Consider the following 23618-nt stretch of genomic DNA (forward strand, 5'->3'; position numbering starts at 1 on the left):
GCCGATCACGCTAGTTGCGGCTCCGCGACCCGCGCTTCTCGATTCCTGACCGGTCGCGTCACCCCTTTCGCGACGCACGCCGGCATCCCCTCCGCCCCGTTCGCCGCCTGCCGCCGGTAGACGCTGGGCGGCACACCGACCAGCTCGGTGAAGCGGGTGCTGAAGGTGCCCAGGGACGAGCAGCCGACCGCGAAGCACACGTCGGTCACGCTGAGGTCGCCGCGACGCAGCAGCGCCATCGCGCGCTCGATGCGCCGCGTCATCAGGTAGGAGTACGGCGACTCGCCGTACGCGCGGCGGAACTGGCGGCTGAGGTGCCCGGCAGACATGTGGACGCCGCGCGCGAGCGCCTCGACGTCCAGCGGTTGCGCGTACTCCCGGTCGATCCGGTCCCGAACGCGGCGGAGCCGCGCCAGGTCGCTGAGGCGCTGCGCCTCGATCTGCGCGCTCGCCCATCCTGGGTAGCACATGGGGGATTCCTTCCGTCGATGTCGGCGCGTACCTGGGCCGCGACGGGCGCGGCCTTCTTCGGCTCAGGGCGACGGGGTCTCCCACACGAACCCGTCCGGGTCGGTGAAGGAGCCGGCGTCACCGCCGATCACGATGCGGTGCGAGCCCGTGCCCTCTTCGGGGACGCCGGCGTCCTTGGCGAGGGCACGGCGCTTGTAGAGCGCCAGCTTGATGGGGCTCGACCCGGAGTCGAACTCGACGTACTTGCTGCCGAAGCTCTTCCCCACGGTGAGGCCGCGGTCGAGGTAGAACCGCTTGCTCGCGGCCACGTCCTCGACTCCCAGCAGCAGCACCGTGGCGTCGAACTCCCGGGTGGCCGGGGCCTTGTCCTTCTTCTTGGACGTCGCGACCTTCCAGATCGAACCGTCCGGGGCCTGGACGGTTCCGCCGTAGCCCCAGAGCGACTTCGCGACCGGCTTCAGCACCGAGCCGCCGGCGTCCAGGGCGGCCTGGATGAGCAGGTCGACGTTGCCCGGCTGGGACACGGTGAGCGACAGCGTGAACCCGCGGAACCCGGTGGACGGCGGCTCCGATGCTTGCAGGCGGACCTGCGAGTCCAGTCCGAGGGCTTCGGTGTAGAAGGACTTGGCGGCGGTGGGGTCGGCCACCTCAAGGGTGACGTAGTCGATGGAAGTCATGCCGGTCACGCTAGGCGCGGCTCCACGGCCGGCGCTTCTCGATTCCTGACCGTTCCGGAACCCGCCCTGCCGTCAGGTTCTCAGTCCAAGGGGCGGGTCGCCTGCACGAAGGTGACCCGGCCGAACCTCAGGTCGGCGTGCGCGACCTCCCGGGCGTCGTCGAACCCGGCCTCGGCGAGCAGCGCGACGACGCCGTTGCCACGGTCGCGGGACACGACCGGGCTGTGCGCCGTCCGGGAACGCTTGAGGCCGGGCAGGTGCCGAAGGACGTGGCCCAGGCGGGGACCGTGGCCGTGCGCGGAGTGGCCGGCGTGCTCACCCTCGGACGAGGGGCCGCCGAAGTCGGCGATGGTGACCCTTGCTCCCGGACGAAGGGCACGCAGCGCCTCACGCGCGAACGCCGTCCGGCCGTCGTCATCGAGGTGGTGCAGGGCCAGTGCCGAGACCACATGATCGAGCGACGCGTCCTCCGCGGGGATCCGGTCGGCGTATCCCTGCACGATGGTGAGATCGACGCCGCGGCGGCGCGCCTTCCGCGCGGCCCTGCGCAGGGCGTCTCCGTCGGGGTCGAGGCCGGTCACCCGCGCGGCCGGCTGGGCCGCGAGCACGGCGAACGACAGGTTGCCGGTGCCGCAGCCGACGTCGGCCACCGCCTGGCCGGGCGCGACGCCGGCGAGGCCGGCCGCGCGCTCGTGCAGCGCGCGGACGCCCGCCACCCTGGAGAAGACGTCATAGAACGGTAGGAGCCAGGTCTTGCCCGCGCCCGGCAGGAACGGGCGGTCCCGCTCCTCGGGGGTCCGCTTGTCGAGGATGCGTACGTCCATGGGTGCCCCTTGTGCGTTCGGTAGAGGTCTGCCCGCGGCGAGCCCGCGCCAGACCCGGTGCCGTCACCTTCGAGTCTTGGACATTCCGCGGTCTCCGAGCAGGACATACGTTGGGCATCGTGGGACATTCTTCGGACGGTGCCTCGCTGGGCTTCCCGTCGCGGCTGCGCACGGTGCGGCTCGACGGCACGCCCGTCTACCGCTACCAGCAGCGTCCCGGCCTGCCTCCCGTCTCGGTGACCCGCTTCGACACCGGGACCGCCCACGCCGATCTGCCGCCGGACCACCGGCACGCCCACGACTTCCTCGTCCTGGTCTACATCGAGGACGGCGTGGGCTCGGTCGTCATCGACGGCGCCGAAAGGCCGCTTCGCGCCGGCGAGGTCCACGCCCTGTCGCCGGGGCAGGTCATCGGCGTCACGAGCATCACCGAACTCGCCGGCAGCCGCGCGTGGACGGTCGCGTTCACCCCGGACGCCGTCCCCGCCCTGGCCTCGGTCTCCCCGCTGGCGTGGACGCACCACCCCCTCCTCGCACTGTTCGTCCCAGGCGCGGGCCAGGGCCGGGTCCCCGAAGCCGACCGGGCGATCTGGCCGGCGCTGCTGGCGGACCTGGCCGGGGAACTCGCCGACCCGGGCCGTCTCGGTGCCCGTGAGGCCATCGCCGCCACGCTCACCCGGCTCCTGGTCGCGGCCGCGCGACTTGCTCCCGCCGCCCCGGCCCCGCCGGACCCGCTCGTCGAGCAGGTCTTCGCCGAGATCGAGGCGACGTTCCGCGAACCGGTCTCCGCCGCGGACGTCGCCCGCGCGCTCGGCTACACGCCCGGCCACCTCACGACCGTGCTCCGCAGGCGCACGGGCCGCCCGCTCCTGGAATGGATCACCGAACGGCGCATGATCGAAGTCAGGCGCATGCTGCGCGAGACCGACCTGCCGCTCGACGCCGTGGCCGCCCGGACCGGCCTGCGGGACGCCACCTACCTCGTCCGCCGCTTCCGAAACCGCTACGGCGTCACCCCGCAGCGATGGCGCCGCGCCGAACGAGCATGGCCATGAGCCTGAACGGCCCAGCCGGAACGCGCGCGCCCGACCACGACCGGCGTCATGCCGCTCTTCGTGCGGAAATGGGCCACAATGCCGGTGTGACGCGGCTGCTCGATGACTCCGCGCTGGCGAGATCGTCGGTCGTGGCGAACTGCACGATGAACCGCGAACGGTCGCTCAGCGGTTCCAACGGCTATGGCAGAGAACTAGGCATCGACGTCATGGCCGAGATGAGCGCCCGCGCCAGGGCGTCGACGCCCGTCCGGTGGCTGGACCTCTGCTGCGGCAGCGGACGGGCACCGGTCGAGGCCGCCAGGCTCCTGACCGACCGCGGCCCGGCTGGACAGGTGGAGATCATCGGGCTCGACCTCGTGGACCACTTCGTCCCGGGCCCCCTGCCCGCGATGGTGCGCCTGATCAGCGGGTCGGTGACCGAGTGGGTCCCGGGCGGCCGCTTCGACCTGATCACGTGCGTGCACGGCCTGCACTACGTGGGCGACAAGCTCGACGCCCTGAGCCGCGTCGCGTCCTGGCTCACCGGCGACGGACTCTTCGCCGCCAACTTCGACGCCCGCTCGATCCGCCGCGCGGACGGAGCACCCGCCGGCCGCCGGCTCACCGCCGAACTGCGCGCACAGGGCTTCGCCTACGACTCAGCCCGCCACCGGATCTCCCGCCGAGGAAACGGACAGGTACGCCTCCCGTACCGGTACCTGGGAGCCGACGACCAAGCCGGCCCCAACTACACCGGCCAACCCGCCGTCAACTCCCTCTACGCCCCACTCCCATAAACCTGCTCGTGACCTGCGGGCCGACGGCTCATCGCCACCGTTGCTGGAGCAACGACGCGTCAGATGCGCGTGAGCTGCGACAACTCGGACCGTAGTTGCGTTGCTGCGGGCCTGTCGGCGGGATCCTTCGCGAGCAGACTCATCAGAAGCGGCCCCAGCGGAGACCCCGCACGCTGCGGAGTGAGCGGCGGCTCGGTCAGGACGGCGGCCATTGCCGCTGTCGGGCTCGGCCTACCAAAAGCGGGCCGTCCTTCGACGGCGTAGAAGAGCGTGACACCGAGCCCCCACAAATCGGTGGCAGGTGAACTCTCGAGCCCCCGGATCTGCTCCGGGGCCATGTAGGACGGGGTGCCGATGACGGCGCCCGCCTCGGTAAGCGTCGGATCACCTTCGAACCGCGCGATCCCGAAATCGGCGAGCTTTATCGATCCGTCCTTCTGGACAAGGACGTTCGCGGGCTTGATGTCGCGATGGATGATTCCGAGTTCATGTGCTTCCGCCAGCACATCGAGCATTTCAAGACCCATCGCGGCGACCCGTCCGGGAGGCAGCGGCCCCTCCGCCTCCACCGTCTTGTCGAGCGACACGGCCTTGACCAGCTCCATCACGATGAGAACCGAACCCTGGTCCAGGAGGACGTCATGGACGGTCACCGCGTTCCGGTGCGCGAGCTGCGCGGCGGCCCTGGCCTCGCGCAGCATGCGAGCCCGCATGGTCTCCTGGGCGGTGGGAGAGCCCCCGGACGGCGGGAGCAGCTGCTTGATCGCCACCTGCCGTCCCAGCACGCCGTCCCTGGCCCGCCAGACCACGCCCATGCCGCCGCGGCCGAGTTCTTCCAGCGGCGTGAACCGCCCCGCCGACAAGGTGGCGGCGCCGGACCCGCCCGTTGCCATGGTCGGCGCCGGCGACTGGTGCGGCGGAGCGGTCGCCGTGAAGACCTCGGTCCGCTGCGCCGAGGGCCCTTGCTCCATCTGCCGACGCGCTCGTCGGAAGCGTCGCTGCGTCGTGAGCACGAACAGGAAGGCCAGGCCGAGAAAGAGCACAACGACGAGGGGACCAATACCAACGCCCCAAGGCCATGACCCCTTCAAAGGAAACCCTTCGCTTGGCGCAACTTGATCAAGCCTATTGGATACTACGGCTATTTAACCCCAGGACGGCAACCCTCGGCCATAGGCGAAGAAGCGTTAAGCAGAACGAGGGGCTGCCCGCTTTCACGAGTCACGTCCCGACCGTAAGGGCCGGACGCGCGGCGCACCGGAATCGGATGGGAGAAGTGCCCCGCTGAGGTGGTTGCCGTCAGAAGGCCGGAACCGTGATCGGTTCCGGCCTTCCGGGTCGTACGAAGCGGGTCAGGGCGGGGAACTCGAATTCCGCCGTCTTGCTCAGGCGGGTAGTCCTCGGACCTCTTGGACGAGGGTCGTGGCCGCCCTGGCCAGGAGGGTGGTGTCGTTTCCGGCCACCACGAAGCCGAAGCCCTGCGTGATCGCCTCGGCGGCCGCGGTCGCGCTTCCCACTGCCGTCCCGCACGGTCGGCCCGCGGCACGGGCCGCGTTCAGGCCGGATCGCACCAGGTCGGTGTGCCGGGGGTCGCCGGCCCCTACCCCCATCGACAGGGCGAGGTCGGCCGCGCCGATGAGGACGGCGTCCACGCCCTCGACGGCGAGGATGCCGGGCGCGTTGCGCAGGGCCTCCTCGCTCTCCAGTTGCGGCACGCACAGGGCCTTTTCGTTGCCGAAGCGCAGGTAGTCCTGACGGGGGCGGAGCCCCCAGCCCCCGGCGCGGCTCGTCCCGCCGGAGCCGCGCGTGCCGTCGCCCGGGAACCTGACCATGCGCACGACCGCCTCGGCCTGCTCGACCGTGTCGACATGGGGGACGAGGACGCCGCCTGCGCCGGCGTCCAGCACCCGCTGCACGATGCCGTGGTCGTGCGAGGGGATGCGGACGAGCGGGACCAGCCCGTGGCCCGCCGCGACGACGATGTGCCGGTACGCGTCGGACATGCTCAGCATGGAGTGCTCAAGGTCGATCACGACGAAGTCGAAGCCGGCGTAGGCGGCGATCTCGACGCTCTCCGAACCGGTCATCTTGATCCAGCTTCCGAGCGGGACGCCGCGGTCCGCCGCGAACAGCTCCGGGGGGTCAGAGATCACGTGCGTGGTCCTTCCTGGACGGCGCCCAGAACACCAGCCACCGGTTGGCCGTGACGACGACCGCGTGCAGGCTCATGCCGATGACCGACAGCATCACCACCACGGCGAACGTCCGGGCCACGTCCATGTTGAAGTTGGTGGCCTGGATCGTGTAGCCGAGGCCCGCGGTGGCGCCGACGAACTCGGCGACGACGGCGCCCGTGACGGAGAGGATCACCGCCACGTCGAGTCCCGCGAAGATGTGCGGCAGCGCCGAGGGAAGCCGCAGCCGGCGCATTATCTGGAACTCGCTCGCGCCGAACGACCTCAGCATCTCGATCTGCTCGGGCTCGGCCGAGCGCAGTCCGAGGATGGAGTTGACGAGCAGCGGGAAGTAGGCGATCAGCGCGATCGTCAGGACCTTGGACGTCATCCCGATGCCGAACCACATCAGCAGCAGCGGCGCCATGGCGACCTTGGGGATGGTCTGGATCAGCACGAGGATGGGCAGGAAGGCCTTGTCGACGACGCGGAACTGGGTGATCAGCCCCGCCGACGCCAGCGCCAGGACGATCGCCAGGCCGAAGCCGATGAGGATCTCCTTGAGCGTGACCCACATGTGCTCCAGCAGGAACCCGCTTCCCAGGCCGTCCACCAGCGAGTGCACGACGTCGGACGGCGCCGGCACGAGCACGATCGACACGTCGAAGGCGCGGACGACCAGCTGCCAGAGGGCGACGATGATGAAGAACAGCCCCCAGCTGAGCACGAACCCGGGGACCTGGCGCCGGGGCGCCGACCTTCCCGCCGGTCGGAGCGCGGGTGCGCCGCCCCCGCCGGCGTCCGCCGTGTCCGGCGCCTGTTCGGCCGCCCGCGTGTTGCCAAGCTTCATGATCGCTCCTAGTGCGCGCTGTGCTCGGAGTTGAGGAGGACGCGGATGCGGGAGGCGATCTCGCCGAACTCCGGAGTGTTGATGTCCTCCAGCCGCCGGGGACGGGCCAGGTCGACGTCGATGACCTCGGCGATGCGGCCCGGCCGCGGCGTCATGACGACGACCCGGTCGGACAGGAGGACGGCCTCGGGGATGCTGTGGGTGACGAAGAGGACGGTCTTGCGGTCCCGCTCCCAGATGTCGAGCAGGTCGAGCCCCATCTGGTCGCGGGTCATCGCGTCCAGGGCGCCGAACGGCTCGTCCATCAGCAGGATCCGCGGATCGTGGAGGAGCGCCCGGCCGATGCCGACCCGCTGCTGCATGCCTCCGGACAGCTCGCGGGGGTACTGGTCGGCGAAGTCGCGGAGCCCGAGCATGTCCAGGTGCTCGGCCACGCGCTTGTCGAGGTCGGCGCGCGGGCGGCGGGGCCCCACGTCGTGGGAGATCGTCATGTTCTTCGCGACGGTGCGCCACGGCAGCAGCAGGGGCTGCTGGAAGACCATGCCCAGCAGGTTCTCGTGGCTGCGCGCCGGGCCGAAGGCCACCTCCCCCTCGCTCTGCCGGGTGAGACCCAGGATGATCTTGAGCAGGGTGCTCTTGCCGCATCCGCTCGGGCCGACGATCGAGACGAACTGCCCTTCGGGGACGGTCAGGCTGACATCGTCCAGCGCGAGCACGGTCCTGCCGCGCTTGGCCTGGTAGCGCATGGTGATGTGGCGGAGTTCGACCGCGACGTCGGTGACGGTCGGCGGGTGCGAGGGGGTGGGCATGTTCCGTCCTAATCGTTCGGCTGGTCGCTCGGGTCGCTCGGGGCGGGCGGCCGCGTTCCGCCCATCTCCTTGGTCAGGGCCATGGCGGTCTCCCGGACGGCGACGGCCGTCGGCGAGTCGGGGGCCGTGGGCAGCATCCGGTCGGTGCCGATCGCCGCGATGGTGGCGCACACTCCCGAGTCGGCGAACACGGGCGCCGCGATGACGCTGATGCCGCGCTGGTTGGCCGGGTAGATGCTCAGCCCGATCTCCCGGGCGGCGGTGATGCGCTCGACCAGGCCGGTGCGCTGGGCCAGCGGCAGGGAGGCCAGCAGCCGGTCGACCTGGAGCTGGTCGGGAAGGTGGGCCAGGAAGGCGATGGCCTGGGCGGTGTCGAGCGCGAGCTGCGAACCGACGCGCACCGTGACGAGCGTGCCGTGGGCGGAGTCCTCTTCGACCAGCGACACCACCGGGCCGGACGGCCCCCACAGCGACAGCACGGACGTGACGCCCGTCCGCCCGGTCAGCTCGCGGAGGTGGGCGGGGGCGAGCTGGATGATGCGGCGCTGCCCGATGGCGAAGGCGCCGAGCTGGATCATCAGCCGGCCGGGTATGTAGCTCGCCGGGCGGCTGCCGCGCTCGAGGAGCCCGGCCGCGGTCATCGACGTGAGATACCGGTGCACCGTGGTCCGGTTGAGGCGCAGCCGCTCCGTCGCCTCCGACACCGACAGCTCCGGTGAGTCCGGGCCGAACAGGGCGAGTATCTGGGCCATCCGGCTCACTGCCTGGATATCGGACTGGCCCTGCTCCGTCATGCACGTCTCCCTCGGCTTGGCGCTCCGGCGCTTTGGTCGTCATGTGAACTCGTTGTTCACCATCCGTGTGAGCGTCGAGGATAGCAAAGTGACCTGGGCCACGCAAGAGTGAGTGCAGGTCGGCTGGCCCGTCGCTGTATCGCTCGCAACTTGATCAGTTCGGCCCGCTGAAGGCGGGATTCTGTGCGATCGACATGAGAAGAGAGTGCTCACCGCCGCCGCCGCGCCACGGATTCGCAGGTCGAGCATTGACGTTCACGAAGTGGGCATCTAGTCTGCATCGCGAACAACTAGGAGGTTGCCGATGCCCGGACCTAGCGCGATCACCACCGTGCTGCGCGGAACGATCGACCTGCACTGCCATTCGGGGCCGAACCCGTTCCCCCGGCGCTTCGACCACGCGGACGCCGCGGTCGACGGCGAACGAATCGAGATGCGCGCGATCGTCGTCAAGTCGCACCACCACAACACGGTGATGGACCTGCTGGCGATGGGGGACCGCCTGGCCAGGAGCAGCACCCGGGTGTTCGGCGGCATCGCGCTCAACAGCCAGGTCGGAGGCATCAACCCTTATGCCGTGGCGATGTGCCTGCGCATGGGCGGGAAGGCCGTCTGGTTCCCGACCTTCTCCTCCGGCCGGCACATCGAATGCCATCCCGAGGGCGGCGGGTTCCCCACGGCGACCGTGGACGTCCCGTCCGACCGGGTGGACGTCCACGACGACGCCGGCGGCCTCCTCCCCGAGGTGCACGAGGTCCTCGACCTCATCGCCGAGAGCGGCGCGATCCTCAGCGGCGGCCACCTCCCGCCGGAGACGATCGCCCAGCTGTTCGACGAGGGCCGGCGCCGCGGCGTCACCCGCATGGTCATCAACCATCCGAACTTCGTCATCGGCGCCGAGCCGGAGCAGTGCCTCGAACTGGTGCGCGGCGGCGCCTACGTCGAGCACGAGGTCGGGATGTACGACCCCGAGGGGTACCGCAAGTGGGACCCCAAGGACCTGCTCACCTGGATCGAGAAGATCGGGCCCGAGCACACCGTCCTCGCGTCCGACCTCGGCCAGGCCAACCGCCCCCTCCCCGTCGACGCCTTCATCCGGGTCGGGTCGGCGCTGCTGGACCTCGGGCTGAGCGAGTCGGACCTGCGGCAGATCACCTGCGTCAACCCGGCCCGCCTGCTCGGTCTGGACGACTGAACAGGCGGACGACCAGAGACAGGAGTCTCCAGTGCAAGCGCAGCAAGCGAGCAAGAGCAGGGCCGCCGCGGAGTACGTCGAGTTCCCCGACCTCGAGCCGAGCGCGCGGTCCGATGCCGGTACGCGGACGTGGACGGCCCGCGGGCAGAACTTCGTCGTCGCCTACTCCAGCGCCGTCGCGGGCGACGAGCTCACCCGCGAGGACCAGAGCGACGAGTACGTCGTCGTCCTGCCCCACGAAGGGTGCGCGGCGACCGTGCGGACCCCCGGCGACGAGCGGTCGGTGACGGGCCAGGCCGTGATCGTCATGCCGCCCGGCCGGTCCTCGGTCGTGGCGGACGCCGACTGCGACCTCGTGCGGCTGTTCACCGTGGCGTCCGCCGAGTCCCTCGCGCGGACCGCCGTCAACCAGGATTCATACGAGCAGCCCGACCCCAAGGTCGCGTCCTTCGAGCCCTGGCCCGACCCTCCCGGCGGCCACCGCATCCGCGCGTACCCCCTGTCGGAGGTGCCCGTCGACCCCGAGCGGTTCGGACGCATCTTCCGGTGCAGCACGTTCATGGTGAACTTCCTGAACCCGCGGACCGGCGTCCGCGACCCCGAGTCCCTGTCCCCGCACCAGCACGACGACTTCGAGCAGTGCTCCCTCGCGGTCGAGGGCGACTTCGTCCACCACATCCGCACGCCCTGGACGCGCCGGATGAGCGAGTGGCTGCCCGACGAGCACCAAGCCTGCGGCAGCCCGTCGGTCGCGGTGATCCCGCCGACGGCGGTGCACACCACCCAGTCCGTCGGGTCCGGCCGCAACCAGCTGATCGACATCTTCTGCCCGCCGCGAGCCGACTTCTCCGCCCGGCCGGGCCTGGTCCTGAACTCCGACGACTACCCCACCCCTGCGTGATCGGGAAGGACGGGACATGAAACCGAAGTCCCTCTGGAGCCTCACCGCGGTCGTCCTGGCCGCCTTCACCGCCGTCTCCTGCGGGTCGTCCGACCCGGAGGTCACGGCCGACGGCCGGACCGTGCTCAAGGTGGCGATCGCGACCCCGAGCTGGAACGCCGGGTTCGCGACGCTGGCGGTCGCCGAGGCGCGCAAGTACTTCGCCACGGAGAAGGTGGACGTGAAGGTCTCCACGTTCGCCTCCGGGACCCAGGTCGCGCAGCAGGTCATCGCCGGGCAGTCCGACATCGGGCTGATGACCGCGGAGCCGGTGGGCATCGGGCTGGAGAAGGGCACCAAGCTGGTCTACTTCGCCGGGTACTACCCCAAGTGGATCTCCAACATCCAGGTCCCCGCCGGTTCGAGCGTGCGGAGCGTCCGGGACCTGCCCGGCAAGCGCGTCGGCGTCACCGCCGTGGCCAGCTCCGGCACGACGTTCGTGCGCACCGCCATGAAGATGGAGGGGCTGGACGCCGGCACGGTGAAGTTCATCCCGATCGGCTCGGGAGCCGAGCAGATCAACGCGATCAAGAGCGGCAAGGTCGACGCGCTCGGCCTCTGGGACACCCAGTACCAGCTCGTGAAGAACGCCGGGATCGACCTCACCCCGATCCCGATCGCCTCGACCGACGGGCTGTTCGGCGGCGGCTTCGCGGTCAAGGCCGACGTCGTCCAGAAGAGGCGGGACGTCCTGACCCGCTTCGGCAGGGCCATGGCGAAGGCGATGGTCTTCGCGCAGGCGAACCCGGGCGCCGCCGTCCGCGACCTGTGGACGCTGCATCCCGAGAGCAAGGGCCCGGCGTCCGCGCCCGAGGACACCGTGCTGTCCGACCAGGTCAAGGTCCTGAAGGTCCGCCTGGACGGCCAGGGCGTGGAGCCCGGCAAGGACCGGTGGGGCGAGATGGACGAGAAGGCCGTCACCGCCACGGTGTCCTACATGCAGCAGGCCGGGCTGATCAAGAAGACGTTCCCGGCGACCGAGATCTTCACCAACGACCTGATCCCCGAGATCAACAAGTTCTCCTTCGCCGAGGTCCGCGGTGCGGCGAAGGCCGCGAAGTGAACCGTGCGGCGAAGGCCGCGAAGTGAACCGTGCGGCGAAGGCCGCGAAGTGAACCGTGCGGCGAAGGCCGCGAAGTGAACGGCGCGGCGAAGGCCGCCTAGTGAACGGTGTGCAGTCCCCCGCCTCCCTCCACCCCACCCCACAGCTAGGGGGACCCAGTGAAACTCAACCGACACGGCCGGCTCGCGCCGGTGGTGGCGCTGGCCGTCGCGGCGCTCGCGCTGGCCGGGTGCGGCGGCTCGTCCGGCGGCAAGTCGTCCGACGGGCGTGACCGGATCAGGCTGGGCATCGGCTCACCGAGCTGGAACGCCGGATACGCCACCCTCGCCGTCTCCGAGGCCAGAGGCTACTTCGCCAAGGAGGGCCTGGACGTCGACGTGCAGCTGTTCCCGTCCGGGACCCAGGTCGCCCAGCAGGTGATCTCCGGCCAGATCGACGTCGGGCTGATGACACCGGAACCCGTCTCGATCGGGCACGCGAAGGACACCGGGCTGACGTACTTCGCGCAGTACTGGACGCGCTGGATCTACAGCCTGAAGGTCCTGGAGAACTCCCCGATCGCCTCCGTGGCCGACCTGACGGGCAAGCGGATCGGCGTCACCGCCGTGGCCAGCTCCGGAGGGACGTTCGCCCGGACGGCGATGAAGACGCAGGGCCTCGACCCGGAGTCGATCAAGCTGCTGCCGATCGGCGCCGGCGCCGAGCAGGTCACCGCGATCAAGAGCGGCAAGGTCGACGCGCTGGCGCTCTGGGACACCCAGTACCAGATCGTCGAGAACTCCGGCGTGAAGCTGAAGCCGCTGCCGGTGCCCGGCACGGAGAACCTGTTCGGCGGCGGGCTCGCGGTGAAGCGGCCCGACCTGAAGAAGAAGGAGGACCTGCTCGTCCGGTTCGGCAGGGCGTTCGCCAAGGGCGTGGTCTTCGCGCAGGCCGATCCCGAGGCCGCGGTCGGCGACCTGTGGAAGCTGCACCCCGAGGCCAAGGGAGCGGCCTCGGTTCCGGAGGACCGGCTGCTGGCCGGGCAGGTCAAGGTCCTCAAGGTCCGGCTGGACGGCCAGAAGGCCGGGCCCGGCGACGGCGACGGCTGGGGCCGGATGGACCCCGCCTCGGTCACCGCCACCGTGAAGTTCATGACCGCCGCCGGCCTGATCGGCAAGGAGTTCCCGGCCACCGACATCTACACCAACGACCTGATAGCGAAGATCAATGCCTTTCCCCACGACGAGATCCGCGCCGCCGCGAAGAAGGCGGCCTGACATGGAACCGGCATGAGGCTCGGTGCGGCGCTCGACCTGGGGTCGGCACAGGCGACCCGCCCCCAGGTCGACCGCGCCGCGCGCCTGCTGGAGGCGGCCGAGGAGAACGGGCTCACCTCGGCCTGGCTGGGGGAGAGCTACCACGTCCGGCCCGAGGTGTTCCACCTCCCGGCCGTGCTGGTCGTCCTCGCGCACCTGGCCGGGCGCACGGACCTGCCGCTCGGCACGGCGGTGCTGCTGGCCCGCGCGTACGAGCCCCGGCGGCTCGCCTACGAGGCGGCGCTGCTCGACCAGTTGTGCTCCGGCCGGCTGACCCTCGGCCTCGCCCTCGGCAACGCCGATCTGGCGGAGCGGGTCGGCGGCGGCACGGACGGCCGCCGCCCGGCGGAGTGGCTCGCCGCCCTGGTCGCCTCGCTGCGCGAGACCTGGTCGGCCGCACCCGGAACGGAAGGACCGGCGCCGGTCATGCCGCCGCCCGCGCGGCCGGGAGGCCCGCCGATCCTGCTCGGCGGGCGCACGTCCGCGGGGGCGGTCAGGGCCGCGACCATCGGCGACGGCTACTACGCGGCCACCAACTACGGCGACGATCTCCTGGCCGCGCGGGCCGCCGAGTACCGGGACGCGCGCGGCGCAGCGCCGGGCGAGGTGGCGGTCACCCGGCTGTGCCTGGTGGACGAGGATGCCGGCCGCGCCCGGGAGACGGCGGCCGAGTACTTCGCGCCCGTCCTCGACTACTACACGAGCCGTCGCGCGTGGATGGGCCTGGACGGCCCGGAAGCCCCCCGGCTCCCGCTGGTCGGGTCACCGGCCGACGTCGTGGCGGCGCTCCGGCGGTACGCCGCGTCCGGGGTCACGTCCGTCCAGCTCCGCGTCGCCCCGTACGGGACGCCGCCGGAGGTGGCCCGGCGGACGCTGACGCTGGTCGGGAGCGCCGTGCTGCCCGAACTGGACAAGGCCGGGGGCGACCCGCCGCCGGCGAGATCGGACACGGAGAGGAGAGCGCTCGGATGAGTCCACGGGACGGCATCCCCGCGTACCGGGAGCTGCTCGAACGCGAGGACGCGCCACCGGGCTCGTCCTGGGGGGTCTTCGGCGAGCACGACCAGCTCGGCACGCTCAACTTCATCGGCCCTGACCAGGTGCGGGACGCGGTCGGGCTCGTCCGCCGCGGCACCGTGTTCAACCTCGACTACCCGCTGAACACCTTCGTCCCGCCGCCGGCCGGGACCAGACCGAAGACCGTGCACCACATCTTCTCCAACAACCCGAACCACCGGGACGACTGGCTCGACTCGTTCTACCTGCAGTCGACGTCCCAGATCGACGGGCTCCGGCACATCCGCCACCCGCGGTACGGGTTCTACGGAGGCGTGCCCGACGAGGACATCGCCGAGGAGACGCCGGCCCTGGGCATCCAGACGGTCGCGCAGCGCGGCATCGTCGCCCGCGGCGTGCTGCTCGACGTGGCCCGGCACTTCGCCGACCGCGGCACCCCGCTCGACCCGGCCGGCAACTACATGATCACTCCGGCCGACCTGGACTCCGCGGCCGCGGCGCAGGGCGTGGAGTTCCGGCCCGGGGACGTGCTCCTGCTCAGGGTCGGCTGGGCCCAGTACTGGCTCAACGAGGTCGGCGAGGAGGACCGGCACGCCTTCCGGTCCAAGATCCGGCACCCCGGCCTCATCCAGTCGCAGGAGATGATCGGGTGGCTCTGGGACCACCGCTTCGCGATGGTCGCCTCCGACGACCTGGGCGTCGAGGCGCACCCGGTCAACCCGCACTCGGGCCTGGTCGACCCGGACGAGCCGCTCCCCGAACGCGGCGTCGTCCACAACGGGATGATGCACCGTCCGCTGATCGCCCTGCTGGGCCTGTTCCTCGGTGAGCTGTGGAACCTGGAGGCGCTGGCCGAGGACTGCCACGCCGACCGGACCTACGAGTTCATGCTGACCGCCAAACCGCTCAACCTGGTCGGCGGCGTCGGATCACCGCCGAACGCGATGGCGATCAAGTGAAGGGTCACGCGGGGGACGGCGGCCTCGGGTAGGAAGCCGTCGCCGGCGCGGACGTCCGCCCTCCTGGTCTCGGGAAGCCAGGAGGGCGGCGCTACCGCGGTCCGCTGCGCCGGGCCTTGGCTGTTGGCGGCCAATGCCCGCGGCGGGGTATCCCGATCAGCTGCCGTCGAGGGCGGCCGAGAACTGGTCGACGGTCTTGGCATGCCGCCAGCCGGCGGGCAGGTCGGCGGCCTCGACGCCGACGCCGAACATCCTGGTGTCGCTGCGGCCCTGGAGCCACAGACCGTCGGTGTAGGGCGCGTACAGACGTGCGCCCGCCGGGATGTTCGCCGGACGGACGACGGTCTCATCGGGGGAGGGCTGCCAGTTGGTGATGTCGTCGAGAACCGCCACGACCTTCGCCTGCGGATTGAGCGCGGCCAGCTTGGCGGCCGGGGCCGCGCCGCCGGTGAAGACCGAGACGTAGACCTTGCCGCCCGTCACCCCGCCCTTCTTCCCGTCCAGCACCTTGTGGACGTTGAGGACGAAGGTGACGTAGTCGTCCTTCGCCTGGGTGGGATCGCCGGCGAGCCGGATGCCGTCCTCCACCTTCGTCAGCGTCCCCGTGACGATGAGGTCGGCCTTCTTCCTGGCGTCCGCCGGCGACGTCAGCGGGTCGTAGTCGACGTCGCGGTTCTGAGCGGCCAGACCGGTCAGCGTGCGCACCGAGCCCGAGTCGCCCGCACCACCGGCGGCGGCGGACCTGGCGTCGGATTCGCCGCCGGAGCACGCGGTCGCCGTGAGCGCGAGACCGATCGCGGCGACGGACATGACGACGATGTTCGTCTTCATATTGGTGTCCCCTCGGCTCAGTAGCTCGCGTTGATGTGGCTGCGGTCATGGGCGGTGTAACTGCGCCAGACGATCGAGCGGCTCGGGACCTCACCGCTGATCATGGCGCACTTGTGCGAGCTGCTGGCGTGGTGGCCGAAGCCGATGGTGTGCCCGATCTCATGCACGGCCGTCTTGCGGTAGTCGTACCAGTCGTCGGTCCCCTTGGCGAGTTCGGGGAAGTCCATCCAGATGGTGGCGCTGTCGCACTTGGGACCGATGAGCCGCGTGCATTTCGTCTGGCCGCGCACGCCCGCCTCCAGATTCTTGGTCAGCCAGACGACGTCCGTCCTGAGGGTGCAGCTCTCGGACTTGGCGCCCATGTCGGTGGTGTTGGCCAGGCGGTTCATGCCCCAGACCACGGACGTCCTGCGTGCGGTCGTCCAGCCGCCGCCGCGGATGCAGTATGTGTGGGTGGCGTTGTCGGCCAGCCGGGTCTCGGGGAACGGCGTCGCCTGAGCCTGGGCCTGAACGGCCAACAGGGCACCGGAGGCGACGGCCGTCACCGTGAGGATTCGGAGGGCACCGGCCAGGCGGCGAGGCCGGCGCGCGGGGAATTCGCCGCGCGGGGGATTGGCTGTCATTTCCATCATCTCCGCGAACCCACGGACAGGGCGGATTCGATAGGGGCTTTAGCAAAGAGCTAAGCCCTTCGGCATGCGGTGACGACAGAAGCCAGGGCACCAGTTCGGCTAGTCCCTGGGAACTATGCGGAGCAACGCCGGGCAAGGTCCGGTTTCAGTGCGCCACGGGAAATGTGATGGGGCGACCAATGTTCAACGGGTAATTGCTGCAATGCGCTGAGTGAGCGCGGCTTTCCCGCCGCTTGCGGTCTTCCCGTCCGGAACCTAGGCCTGGAGCAGTTGTTCGCGAAGGATGTCCGCGTGGCCGCAGTGCTGGGCCAGTTCGCGCAGCATGTGAAGGTAGACCCAGCGCAGCGGCAGCGGCCCGCGCCGGTTGCCGAGCACGAGATCGTCCAGGGCCAGGTCCGCCGCGGCCTGGCGAGACGCCGCGCAGGCCTCCCGATGGGCCCGCTGGACGGACGCGATCGTGTCGCCGTCGTCGAGATCGAACGACTCGTCGGGCGTGTCCGGGATGCCGATCTCGCTGCGGGACCTGCACTTGATCGCCTCGTCGAACCAGACCTTCTCGACGAACGTCGCGTGCTTGACCAGCCCCAGCAGCGTGGTCTTCGAGGCGACCAGCGGGCGTCGCGCCTGCTCCTCGGTCAGCCCGTCCAGGCAGTCGTGCAACGCGGCCCGGTGCTCATCGAGGAACACCTCGAACTGCTCGCGGAGCGGTGCGTCCCAGACGGCGGATTCCATGGACGAGAGGAGAGCCATGATCCCAACGATATGGGTCCCGCTCACCCGCGGTGCACGAGAAGCGAGCACGTGCTCGGCGCTCAGGGTGGGATGAGCACCTTCCCCACCGCGTAGAGCGGATCCTCCCTGACCAGGGCGGGCACGTTGTCCTCCCACTCGCGCCGGACGTCATCGAGGCCGCGCTTGAAGAGCCGCCGCAGGGCGAAGCCTCCGAACAGAGAGGCCAGCGCGCCAACCGGCCGGGCCCACAAGCGTCCGCGGACCACCAGGGTCACATCGATCGACCAGCGACCGTCATCCGCCGGCTCCGCAGCGATCGCGAGTTTCAGCGAGACAAGCGAATGCGACAGCCTCGCGGTCAACGGCGGCTTGGCCCGCTTCGCGCCGGCCTCGCTCACTTGCTCCCACCACCGTTCGATATCGGCGCTGCCCTTCCACGACATCTGCCGCAGCCGTCCCGAACCCTGGTACCTCCCTGCCATGGTGAAATTCCTCGGCCGCGTGGCGCTGTCAAAGCGCAGCACACCGGAGGCGGTGCCGTCGCCGTCCGAGCTGATGAATTCAACGCTGCTCTCGCGGCGGCGGCTCCACCGCGAAACGACCAGCTCGCTCGTCGAGTCGTCGTCTGCTTCGCCGTCCCCCTCCAGCCGGTACCGCGCGCCGGTCGCCAGATGCCGCCCTTTGACGAGTCGGACCCCCTCGATCTCGCCGATTTCGGTGACAACTGCGCCGTCGACCACACGAGCCGTCTCGAGCACTTCGTACAGGTCGGCAACGAACGTCTCAAACCATTGACGCGGCAGGGCCGAAACTGTGATCGAACCATGAAATCGCGCCATAACAGCTAATCCGCCCCGCACCCACCCGCGTTACCCTCAACCCCGACGCCCCGGACAGCCCGAGGTGGAGCAAGAGGCGTTCGAGCGTAGATTGTCCGAGGTGGGCATGGGCGAACATGACGAAGTACCCCCGCGCTTCCGCACGCCTGCGGACTACCTCGACGCGGCGAGCGCTCTGCACACCGACATGCAGACGTTCCTCCATCTCGCCCGGTGTCCGTACCCATTCGTCTGGCAGGCACTGGCATCCAACCCCCGCACACCTGTGGACGTCCTAGCCGACCTGTCCTCAAAGCGGGACAGCGCTTGGAACGACGGTCTGCTCTTGCGGCTCCTTGCCGAGCACCCCAACGCTGATCGCGAGGTGCTGCTCAGAGTGATGGCCGAGATCGAAGCCCGATTGCTGTCATCCACGACTCGGCCATACGCGGCTGTGCTCGCACTCGCCACCCGGCAGGAACTGCAACCGGACGAGTTGCATCACCTGGCCGCATTGCCTGGTGCGTCAGCGCGCATGCGAACGGGTCTGAGACGTCGCCTCGCCGAACGGACCCCCCGAAAACAGTGAGCAGGTCGCCGTCAATGTCGTCAGGACTATCGCCAACTGCCGCGAGCGCTGGGCCGACCCCGTCCTGCGCGCCGGAATCAACGCGTCAGTCGCGCGCGCCGCCTCCGCACTGTGGCCGAGCGCCCTGGTGACGTCGGGGTCGCTGTTGTTCTCAGCAGTTGCAGAGGAGGCCGCGGGAGCCCCATTTTTCGAAGATCGGCTTGATCTCGGCTTCGGCCAGGGCCACCGACTGCTTGGGCGTCTGCCTTCCCTGGGCGGCGCGCGCCATCATCCGCGGCAGGATCGATCGGGTGAACACCTCGCCGATGGCGGGGTTGGACGGTCCCGGGTAGCCGATGTTCGCGGTCCATGTCGCCGCGTCCTGCAGCAGCTTGAGCTTGTCGGACGGCCGTGCCCCGAACGGGTCGTCTGACAACCAGCGGTCCAGTTGCGGCACCACGGCCGGAAACGCCGGCAGGTTGTACAGCTCGGACTGGTAGGTGCTGCTCGCGTCGTTGGCCGACAGGTTGAGAAGGAACTCCTTGGCGGCGTCGACATTCCTGGAGAACCTGGGGACGAAGTAGACGAAGACCGGCTGCGGGCCGCTGAGGCCCAGACCCGTCGGGCCCCTGAGCGGTCGCTTGAAGAAGATGTCGTCGGCGATCCTGGGGGCCTCGGCCTGCGCGGTGCGGAACGCCGAGACGGGGTTGGCGATGTAGGAGAGTCGTCCGGCTATGAGCCCTTGGTTATTGGAGAGCTGGTTCCAGGAGAACACCTCCGGGGTCATCGCCTCCCGGTAGAGCCGCACCATGGCGGTGACGGCGGCGACCGTCTCGGGTGAGTTGATCACCACCTGCTCGAGCTCGTTCTGCACCGACGCGCCGTACGACCACATGAGCGCCCGGACCGAGATGTTGGAATCCAGCTCGTTGGACATGCCGATGCCCACGGGGACGTTGAGCTTCCGTTTGATCGCCCTGCCGCCCTCACGCAGTTCGTCCCAGGTCGACGGTCCGTCGCCCATTCCCACCTGCCGCCACAGGCTCTTGCGGTAGTTGCCCTGGCAGGGGGCCCAGGCGTGGGTGTAGCCGTAGTACTTCCGCGTGGAGGGGTTGTAGGCGGCCTTCCTGCAGAGGGGCTGTTCGAGGCCGAAGCGTCTGACCGCTTCCGCCTGGAGGTCGCCCATGTCGACGAGGTACGGTTCGAGCTGCGCGGGAGGGCTGATCCACTCGATGAGGTCCTGGCCGGTCCCCGCCTCGATCAACGCCTGCGTGCGCGACACGAGACTCTCCGGGACGACGTGCTCGACTCGCACGTCCACTCCCACGCGCCTCCCCCACTCCTTGGCGAAGGCGTCGAACCACCTGTCGTAGCGGGGCACGTAATGCCTCCGCTGGAGGATCGACAACGTGCCCGAGAGCTTCCTGGTCGGCTCGAGAAAGATCGTGGGGGGCTCCGGCTGCGCCGCGGTCCCTTGATCCCCGCCTCCGGGGACGCGTGCGGCCGCCGTCGCGCCAAGTGCCCCCACCCCCGCCAGCTTGAGCGCCCCGCGCCGAGAGACGCGTGCAGGATCCCGTCCCATCCCAACCCCCAGTGTCCCGCGGCGGTGACCTGGCTCCCGGACTCATCGCCGCAACCTCCGCACGGGCCGCGTTCAAGCCCGATCGTCACCAGCCGTGCGTACCCGTGACGCAGAGTTACCAACCCGCTGCGATGCGCCCTTACTCGGATATGTGCAAAGTCCACCGGGCGCTGACGCTCGCCCCAGCGCGCCACCCTCCGACCACCGCGACGAACGGCTCCGCGCGCTTTCGGCGCCGGGTCCATTCCTTATATGGCATGACGGCCACTGCCAGCCGCGACCTTCATCGACGTCGACGGCGGGGGTGCCGAGGCGGTCAGACCGCTTCGGGGATGCCGGCGCGGCATCGGGCGGCGTCCAGGGGCTGCGACGCCTCCTCGAACATCGCGGCGGCCCGCGACAGCAGTTCGGCCGCCTCGTCCGCGGCCCCTTCGGCGCGGGCCAGGTGGGCTCGCGCCTCCAGCATCGCCGCCTGCCAGGCCGTGCCCTCCCACATCGCCGCGGACAGCTCGGCCCGCTCCAGGTGGCGGCGCGCCTCGGCGAGGTCGCCGGCGCGGGTGCACGCGATCGCGGAGGGGACCTCGAACATGACGGCACAGAACGGGCAGAAGTCGGTGTGGGCCAGGGACGCCTCCGCGGCGTCGACGACCGCGCGCGCCGCCTCGGGGTCCTCCTCGGCCGCCACCATCGTGCCGTAGACGCGCTGGAGCAGGTGCATCGCGAGCGGCGCCCAGCGGGCGAGCGGCAGGGCCCGGCGGAGCAGGCGGCCGGCCTCGGCGCGGTCGCCGAGGGCGAGGCGGACCTCGGCCAGCCGCTGCAGCGAGTGCGCCTCGCCCATCGTGGCGCCGAGCTCGCGATGCAGGTCCACCGCGTCGGTCAGCTCGCAAAGCGCGAGGTCCAGGTCGCCGTGCAGCAGCGCGGCCTCGCCGATCACCGTGCCGGCGAAGGCCACCGCGCGCAGCGCGCCGGCCCGCTCCGCGGTCGTGCGGAGGGTCCGGGCGAACTCGATCACTTCCGAGTAGGGGGTCGGGCCGTAGAGCAGGAACTCGACCACGCACAGGTGCGAGTCGAAGACGGCCGTGGTCAGCCCGGGGTCCTGGCGGGTGCGCATCAGCTCCAGCCGCATCAGCTGGTCCCACTCGCCGCGGTTGTGCGTGATGAGCCCCTTCAGGGCGATCATGTCGAGCTGCCGCCAGCCGGCGCTGTCGGCCGCGCTCAGCCGGTCGGCCGTCGACACCGCCTCCCACGCGGCGTCCAGGTCGCCGCCGAAGTAGGCCAGGTAGCCCTTGATCAGCATGATCGTGGCGTTCGCGTCGCGCTGGTCGCGGCCGTCCCCGCCCGTCTGCTCGCCGTCGGCGGCGGGGGCCTCCAGCCCGGCCAGCACCGCGCCCGCGGTGTCGAGGTCGTGGAGGTAGACGGCCGTCAGGGCCATCCGGGCGCGCAGCGGCCGCCGCGCGGCCTCGGGAGCCGCCGCGACGGCCTGCCGGAACGCGGAGATCGCGGCCGGGTCGCCGACCGCGCCCAGCAGCTCGGCCCGCAGCGCCAGGACCCTGGCCAGGTCCGCTCCCTCCGCCACCGAGCGCACCGAGTCCACCAGGGACAGCGCGTCGCGGTAGGCCCCCACGGCCGCCTGGGTCTCGGCCGCCCGCAGGACGTACGGCACCGCGGCCCGGTGCTCACCAGCGGACAGCAGATGGTGGCCGACGCGGGCCGGCGAGGACCCCATCGCCGCGAGCCGCCGCGCGCAGGCCCGGTGCAGCGCCCGCTCGCGGTGCGGCGGGATCCCGGCGAGCAGCGCGTCGCGGATCAGCCGGTGCCGGAACCGGTAGCCGCCGAGGGTCCGCTCGACCACCAGGGCCGCCAGTGCGGCGTCGAGGCAGTCGAACGCCTCGTCCTCGTCCGGCAGGCCGCACAGCGCGATGAACTCGTCGGTGTCGAACGTCGATCCCGCCGTCGCGACGGGTTCGAGGGCGGTGCGCAGCCGGGGGGACAGCACCGCCAGCACGGCGTCGCCCGGCATGGGCTCGCCCTCCGCGCCGCCGTCCCGGGAGAGTCCGGCGGTCCGCGCCAGCTCGACGATCGGGAACGGCACCCCGCCGGAGACGTCCCAGATGTGCTCGACGAGCCCGCCGGGCGCGTCCGGGCGGCAGGCGGCCACCAGCTCGGCGGTCTCGGCGCGGTCGAGTGGCGCCAGGGCCACCTCGATGGCGGCCGTCCGGCCCAGCAGGCTCGCCCGGACGTTCTCGAAGGCCTCGGTGATCGGCTGCCGGCGATGCGTCAGCACCAGGATCAGGCGCTCGGACAGGCAGCTGCGGGACAGGTAGTGGAGCAGCCGCAGGCTGGCGTCGTCGGCCTCGTGCACGTCGTCGACCGTCAGCAGGACGCCGGTGCCCGCCGCGGCGAGCCGGACCAGCTCGGCCACGGCCACGAACAGCCGCTGGTGGCTGCCGTCGCCGTCCCAGTCGAGCACCCGGCCCGACAGCGCCCGGTCGATGTCCTCCCGGCACCGGTCGTCCAGGCCGTCCAGCAGGGTGGGGTGGTGCCGGCACAGGTCGGCGAGGGCCTCCAGCACCGGCGCGTACGCCCAGGCGCCCTCGATCGGGGCGGCGACGCCGTGCCCGACCCGCCAGCCGCGGGCGGCGGCCCGTCCGCGCATCCACTCGGCGAGCGTCGACTTGCCCATGCCGGGCGCGCCCGAGATGAACACCGTGCGGCCGAGGCCGCGGTCCCGGCCGGCCTCCGCCAGCAGGCCTTCGAGGGTCGCCGTGGACGCCGCGCGGCCGACCAGGGCGGTCCGCGCGGACGGGGCGGGGGCGCCCGGCGGGCCGGCGGTCTCCACGAGCGAGTTGCGCAGTGCGATGGCCTCGTCGCTCGGCCCCACGCCCAGTTCCCGGTGGAGCGCCCGGTCCATGCGCTCGAACTGGCGCAGTGCCGCGCGGCGGTCCCCGAGGCCGGCGTGCCGGCGCATCAGCTCCAGGTGGGCCTCGGTGTCGGCCGGGTCCTGCTCGGCTAGCTCGGCCCACCGCCGGGCCTGGCGCAGCATCCGGAGGTATTCGGAGTGGAGGCGATCCCGCGGCTCGTCCGCCCATGGTTCGTAGGGGTCTTCGGGCAGGAGCGGGCCCCGGTACGCGTCCGCCGCCTCGGACGCCGCGGCCTGGTCGCCCTCCTGGAGGGCCTTGGCGGCGAGTTCCTGGAAGCGGAGCACGTCGATGTCGATCTCGACGTCCGGGAAGAGCATGACCGATTCGGCGCGCAGCACCAGGCTGCCGGTACCGAGGACGCGGCGGGCGAAGTGCGCCGCCTTGTGCAGGCGGGGCGCCGCCTCGTGCACGGGCACGTCCGGCCAGAGCGCGTCCATGACCTGCTCGCGGTGCATCCGGCGGCGGGGTGCGAGCGACAGCATCTTCACCAGCGCCGCGGCGTGGCGCCGGCTCCAGGCAGCGGCGGGGACCGGGTCTCCCGCGACCCGGACCTCGAACCGGCCCAGCAGCGCGACCTCGACGGCCTCGCGCCCGGCCCGCTTCACCATCGACCACCTGCCGATCCATGGCCG

Annotated in this window: 23 protein-coding genes; 9 read left to right on the forward strand and 14 right to left on the reverse strand. The window is 71.0% G+C overall.

The window, feature by feature from the left end:
* Window positions 1-5: 5 nt before the first annotated feature.
* From ABWI07_RS03045 to ABWI07_RS03055, 3 genes are all read right to left on the reverse strand, one after another.
* Window positions 6-470, reverse strand: coding sequence for a helix-turn-helix transcriptional regulator (locus tag ABWI07_RS03045; RefSeq protein ID WP_149260224.1), 465 nt, complete (start codon window positions 468-470; stop codon window positions 6-8).
* 63 nt (window positions 471-533) lie between these two features.
* On the reverse strand, window positions 534-1148 hold the full coding sequence (locus tag ABWI07_RS03050) for a VOC family protein (protein ID WP_149260223.1): 615 nt from the start codon (window positions 1146-1148) through the stop codon (window positions 534-536).
* Window positions 1149-1228: 80 nt separating this feature from the next.
* Window positions 1229-1972: a class I SAM-dependent methyltransferase gene (locus tag ABWI07_RS03055; RefSeq protein ID WP_353817534.1), complete on the reverse strand. Its 744-nt coding sequence runs from the start codon at window positions 1970-1972 to the stop codon at window positions 1229-1231.
* Between the two features lie 119 nt (window positions 1973-2091).
* Here ABWI07_RS03055 and ABWI07_RS03060 point away from each other — a divergent pair, with 119 nt between their 5' ends.
* Window positions 2092-3027, forward strand: coding sequence for a helix-turn-helix domain-containing protein (locus ABWI07_RS03060; protein ID WP_353817535.1), 936 nt, complete (start codon window positions 2092-2094; stop codon window positions 3025-3027).
* 86 nt (window positions 3028-3113) lie between these two features.
* Complete coding sequence (locus ABWI07_RS03065) at window positions 3114-3806, forward strand: class I SAM-dependent methyltransferase (RefSeq protein ID WP_353817536.1); 693 nt, start codon at window positions 3114-3116, stop codon at window positions 3804-3806.
* Window positions 3807-3865: 59 nt separating this feature from the next.
* Here the strand turns inward: ABWI07_RS03065 and ABWI07_RS03070 are convergent, their stop codons facing one another.
* The 5 genes from ABWI07_RS03070 to ABWI07_RS03090 form a co-directional block, all read right to left on the reverse strand.
* Entirely contained in the window at window positions 3866-4849 is a 984-nt protein-coding gene (locus ABWI07_RS03070) for a serine/threonine-protein kinase (protein WP_353817537.1), read from the reverse strand.
* 342 nt (window positions 4850-5191) lie between these two features.
* A complete protein-coding gene (locus ABWI07_RS03075; RefSeq protein ID WP_200841959.1) occupies window positions 5192-5959 on the reverse strand; it encodes an HpcH/HpaI aldolase family protein in 768 nt (255 codons plus the stop codon).
* Window positions 5949-6830 carry an ABC transporter permease gene (locus ABWI07_RS03080; protein WP_353817538.1) on the reverse strand — a complete coding sequence of 294 codons (882 nt, stop codon included), beginning with the start codon at window positions 6828-6830 and terminating at the stop codon, window positions 5949-5951. The genes ABWI07_RS03075 and ABWI07_RS03080 overlap by 11 nt, the downstream gene beginning before the upstream one ends.
* Window positions 6831-6838: 8 nt before the next feature.
* Window positions 6839-7639, reverse strand: a complete 801-nt coding sequence (locus ABWI07_RS03085) for an ABC transporter ATP-binding protein (protein ID WP_149260218.1) — start codon at window positions 7637-7639, stop codon at window positions 6839-6841.
* Between the two features lie 8 nt (window positions 7640-7647).
* On the reverse strand, window positions 7648-8433 hold the full coding sequence (locus ABWI07_RS03090) for an IclR family transcriptional regulator (protein ID WP_149260217.1): 786 nt from the start codon (window positions 8431-8433) through the stop codon (window positions 7648-7650).
* Between the two features lie 304 nt (window positions 8434-8737).
* Between ABWI07_RS03090 and ABWI07_RS03095 the strand changes: the two genes are divergently transcribed.
* From ABWI07_RS03095 to ABWI07_RS03120, 6 genes are all read left to right on the forward strand, one after another.
* Window positions 8738-9628 (forward strand): DUF6282 family protein, encoded by an 891-nt coding sequence (locus ABWI07_RS03095; RefSeq protein ID WP_353817539.1) that lies wholly within the window; start codon window positions 8738-8740, stop codon window positions 9626-9628.
* A gap of 31 nt (window positions 9629-9659) precedes the next feature.
* Entirely contained in the window at window positions 9660-10529 is an 870-nt protein-coding gene (locus tag ABWI07_RS03100; RefSeq protein ID WP_149260215.1) for a cupin domain-containing protein, read from the forward strand.
* A gap of 16 nt (window positions 10530-10545) precedes the next feature.
* Window positions 10546-11631 (forward strand): ABC transporter substrate-binding protein, encoded by a 1086-nt coding sequence (locus ABWI07_RS03105; protein ID WP_149260214.1) that lies wholly within the window; start codon window positions 10546-10548, stop codon window positions 11629-11631.
* A 158-nt stretch (window positions 11632-11789) separates the two neighbouring features.
* Window positions 11790-12887, forward strand: a complete 1098-nt coding sequence (locus ABWI07_RS03110) for an ABC transporter substrate-binding protein (RefSeq protein WP_353817540.1) — start codon at window positions 11790-11792, stop codon at window positions 12885-12887.
* 12 nt (window positions 12888-12899) lie between these two features.
* Window positions 12900-13898 (forward strand): LLM class flavin-dependent oxidoreductase, encoded by a 999-nt coding sequence (locus ABWI07_RS03115; RefSeq protein ID WP_353817541.1) that lies wholly within the window; start codon window positions 12900-12902, stop codon window positions 13896-13898.
* Window positions 13895-14902 (forward strand): cyclase family protein, encoded by a 1008-nt coding sequence (locus tag ABWI07_RS03120; protein WP_353817542.1) that lies wholly within the window; start codon window positions 13895-13897, stop codon window positions 14900-14902. Before ABWI07_RS03115 ends, ABWI07_RS03120 begins: the two co-directional genes overlap by 4 nt.
* Window positions 14903-15058: 156 nt before the next feature.
* Here the strand turns inward: ABWI07_RS03120 and ABWI07_RS03125 are convergent, their stop codons facing one another.
* The 4 genes from ABWI07_RS03125 to ABWI07_RS03140 all read right to left on the reverse strand — a co-directional run bounded on the left by ABWI07_RS03125 (window position 15059) and on the right by ABWI07_RS03140 (window position 17936).
* A complete protein-coding gene (locus ABWI07_RS03125) occupies window positions 15059-15733 on the reverse strand; it encodes a hypothetical protein (protein WP_353817543.1) in 675 nt (224 codons plus the stop codon).
* A gap of 17 nt (window positions 15734-15750) precedes the next feature.
* A complete protein-coding gene (locus ABWI07_RS03130) occupies window positions 15751-16251 on the reverse strand; it encodes a hypothetical protein (protein ID WP_149260210.1) in 501 nt (166 codons plus the stop codon).
* A 369-nt stretch (window positions 16252-16620) separates the two neighbouring features.
* Complete coding sequence (locus ABWI07_RS03135; protein ID WP_353817544.1) at window positions 16621-17115, reverse strand: DinB family protein; 495 nt, start codon at window positions 17113-17115, stop codon at window positions 16621-16623.
* 62 nt (window positions 17116-17177) lie between these two features.
* The gene (locus ABWI07_RS03140) at window positions 17178-17936 is read right to left on the reverse strand and encodes a hypothetical protein (RefSeq protein ID WP_353817545.1); all 759 of its coding nucleotides are present in this window, start codon (window positions 17934-17936) and stop codon (window positions 17178-17180) included.
* A gap of 100 nt (window positions 17937-18036) precedes the next feature.
* On the opposite strand from ABWI07_RS03140, the gene ABWI07_RS03145 reads away from it, so the two are divergent.
* Window positions 18037-18504: a hypothetical protein gene (locus ABWI07_RS03145; RefSeq protein ID WP_353817546.1), complete on the forward strand. Its 468-nt coding sequence runs from the start codon at window positions 18037-18039 to the stop codon at window positions 18502-18504.
* 151 nt (window positions 18505-18655) lie between these two features.
* Here the strand turns inward: ABWI07_RS03145 and ABWI07_RS03150 are convergent, their stop codons facing one another.
* Window positions 18656-19864: an extracellular solute-binding protein gene (locus ABWI07_RS03150; protein ID WP_160160946.1), complete on the reverse strand. Its 1209-nt coding sequence runs from the start codon at window positions 19862-19864 to the stop codon at window positions 18656-18658.
* Between the two features lie 517 nt (window positions 19865-20381).
* Window positions 20382-23594 carry an ATP-binding protein gene (locus tag ABWI07_RS03155; protein ID WP_353817547.1) on the reverse strand — a complete coding sequence of 1071 codons (3213 nt, stop codon included), beginning with the start codon at window positions 23592-23594 and terminating at the stop codon, window positions 20382-20384.
* Between the last annotated feature and the right edge of the window lie 24 nt (window positions 23595-23618).

It is taken from the genome of Actinomadura sp. NPDC000600 (genome assembly GCF_040492135.1).
Taxonomy (GTDB): domain Bacteria; phylum Actinomycetota; class Actinomycetes; order Streptosporangiales; family Streptosporangiaceae; genus Spirillospora.

Excerpts from the sequence above, each read along its gene's own strand:
- ABWI07_RS03115 (WP_353817541.1), top strand. The coding sequence starts at position 12,900 with ATGAGGCTCGGTGCGGCGCTCGACCTGGGGTCGGCACAGGCGACCCGC.
- ABWI07_RS03080 (WP_353817538.1), bottom strand. The coding sequence starts at position 6,830 with ATGAAGCTTGGCAACACGCGGGCGGCCGAACAGGCGCCGGACACGGCG.
- ABWI07_RS03055 (WP_353817534.1), bottom strand. The coding sequence starts at position 1,972 with ATGGACGTACGCATCCTCGACAAGCGGACCCCCGAGGAGCGGGACCGC.
- ABWI07_RS03050 (WP_149260223.1), bottom strand. The coding sequence starts at position 1,148 with ATGACTTCCATCGACTACGTCACCCTTGAGGTGGCCGACCCCACCGCC.
- ABWI07_RS03140 (WP_353817545.1), bottom strand. The coding sequence starts at position 17,936 with ATGGCGCGATTTCATGGTTCGATCACAGTTTCGGCCCTGCCGCGTCAA.
- ABWI07_RS03135 (WP_353817544.1), bottom strand. The coding sequence starts at position 17,115 with ATGGCTCTCCTCTCGTCCATGGAATCCGCCGTCTGGGACGCACCGCTC.
- ABWI07_RS03120 (WP_353817542.1), top strand. The coding sequence starts at position 13,895 with ATGAGTCCACGGGACGGCATCCCCGCGTACCGGGAGCTGCTCGAACGC.
- ABWI07_RS03155 (WP_353817547.1), bottom strand. The coding sequence starts at position 23,594 with ATGGTGAAGCGGGCCGGGCGCGAGGCCGTCGAGGTCGCGCTGCTGGGC.
- ABWI07_RS03105 (WP_149260214.1), top strand. The coding sequence starts at position 10,546 with ATGAAACCGAAGTCCCTCTGGAGCCTCACCGCGGTCGTCCTGGCCGCC.
- ABWI07_RS03090 (WP_149260217.1), bottom strand. The coding sequence starts at position 8,433 with ATGACGGAGCAGGGCCAGTCCGATATCCAGGCAGTGAGCCGGATGGCC.
- ABWI07_RS03045 (WP_149260224.1), bottom strand. The coding sequence starts at position 470 with ATGTGCTACCCAGGATGGGCGAGCGCGCAGATCGAGGCGCAGCGCCTC.
- ABWI07_RS03125 (WP_353817543.1), bottom strand. The coding sequence starts at position 15,733 with ATGAAGACGAACATCGTCGTCATGTCCGTCGCCGCGATCGGTCTCGCG.
- ABWI07_RS03085 (WP_149260218.1), bottom strand. The coding sequence starts at position 7,639 with ATGCCCACCCCCTCGCACCCGCCGACCGTCACCGACGTCGCGGTCGAA.
- ABWI07_RS03095 (WP_353817539.1), top strand. The coding sequence starts at position 8,738 with ATGCCCGGACCTAGCGCGATCACCACCGTGCTGCGCGGAACGATCGAC.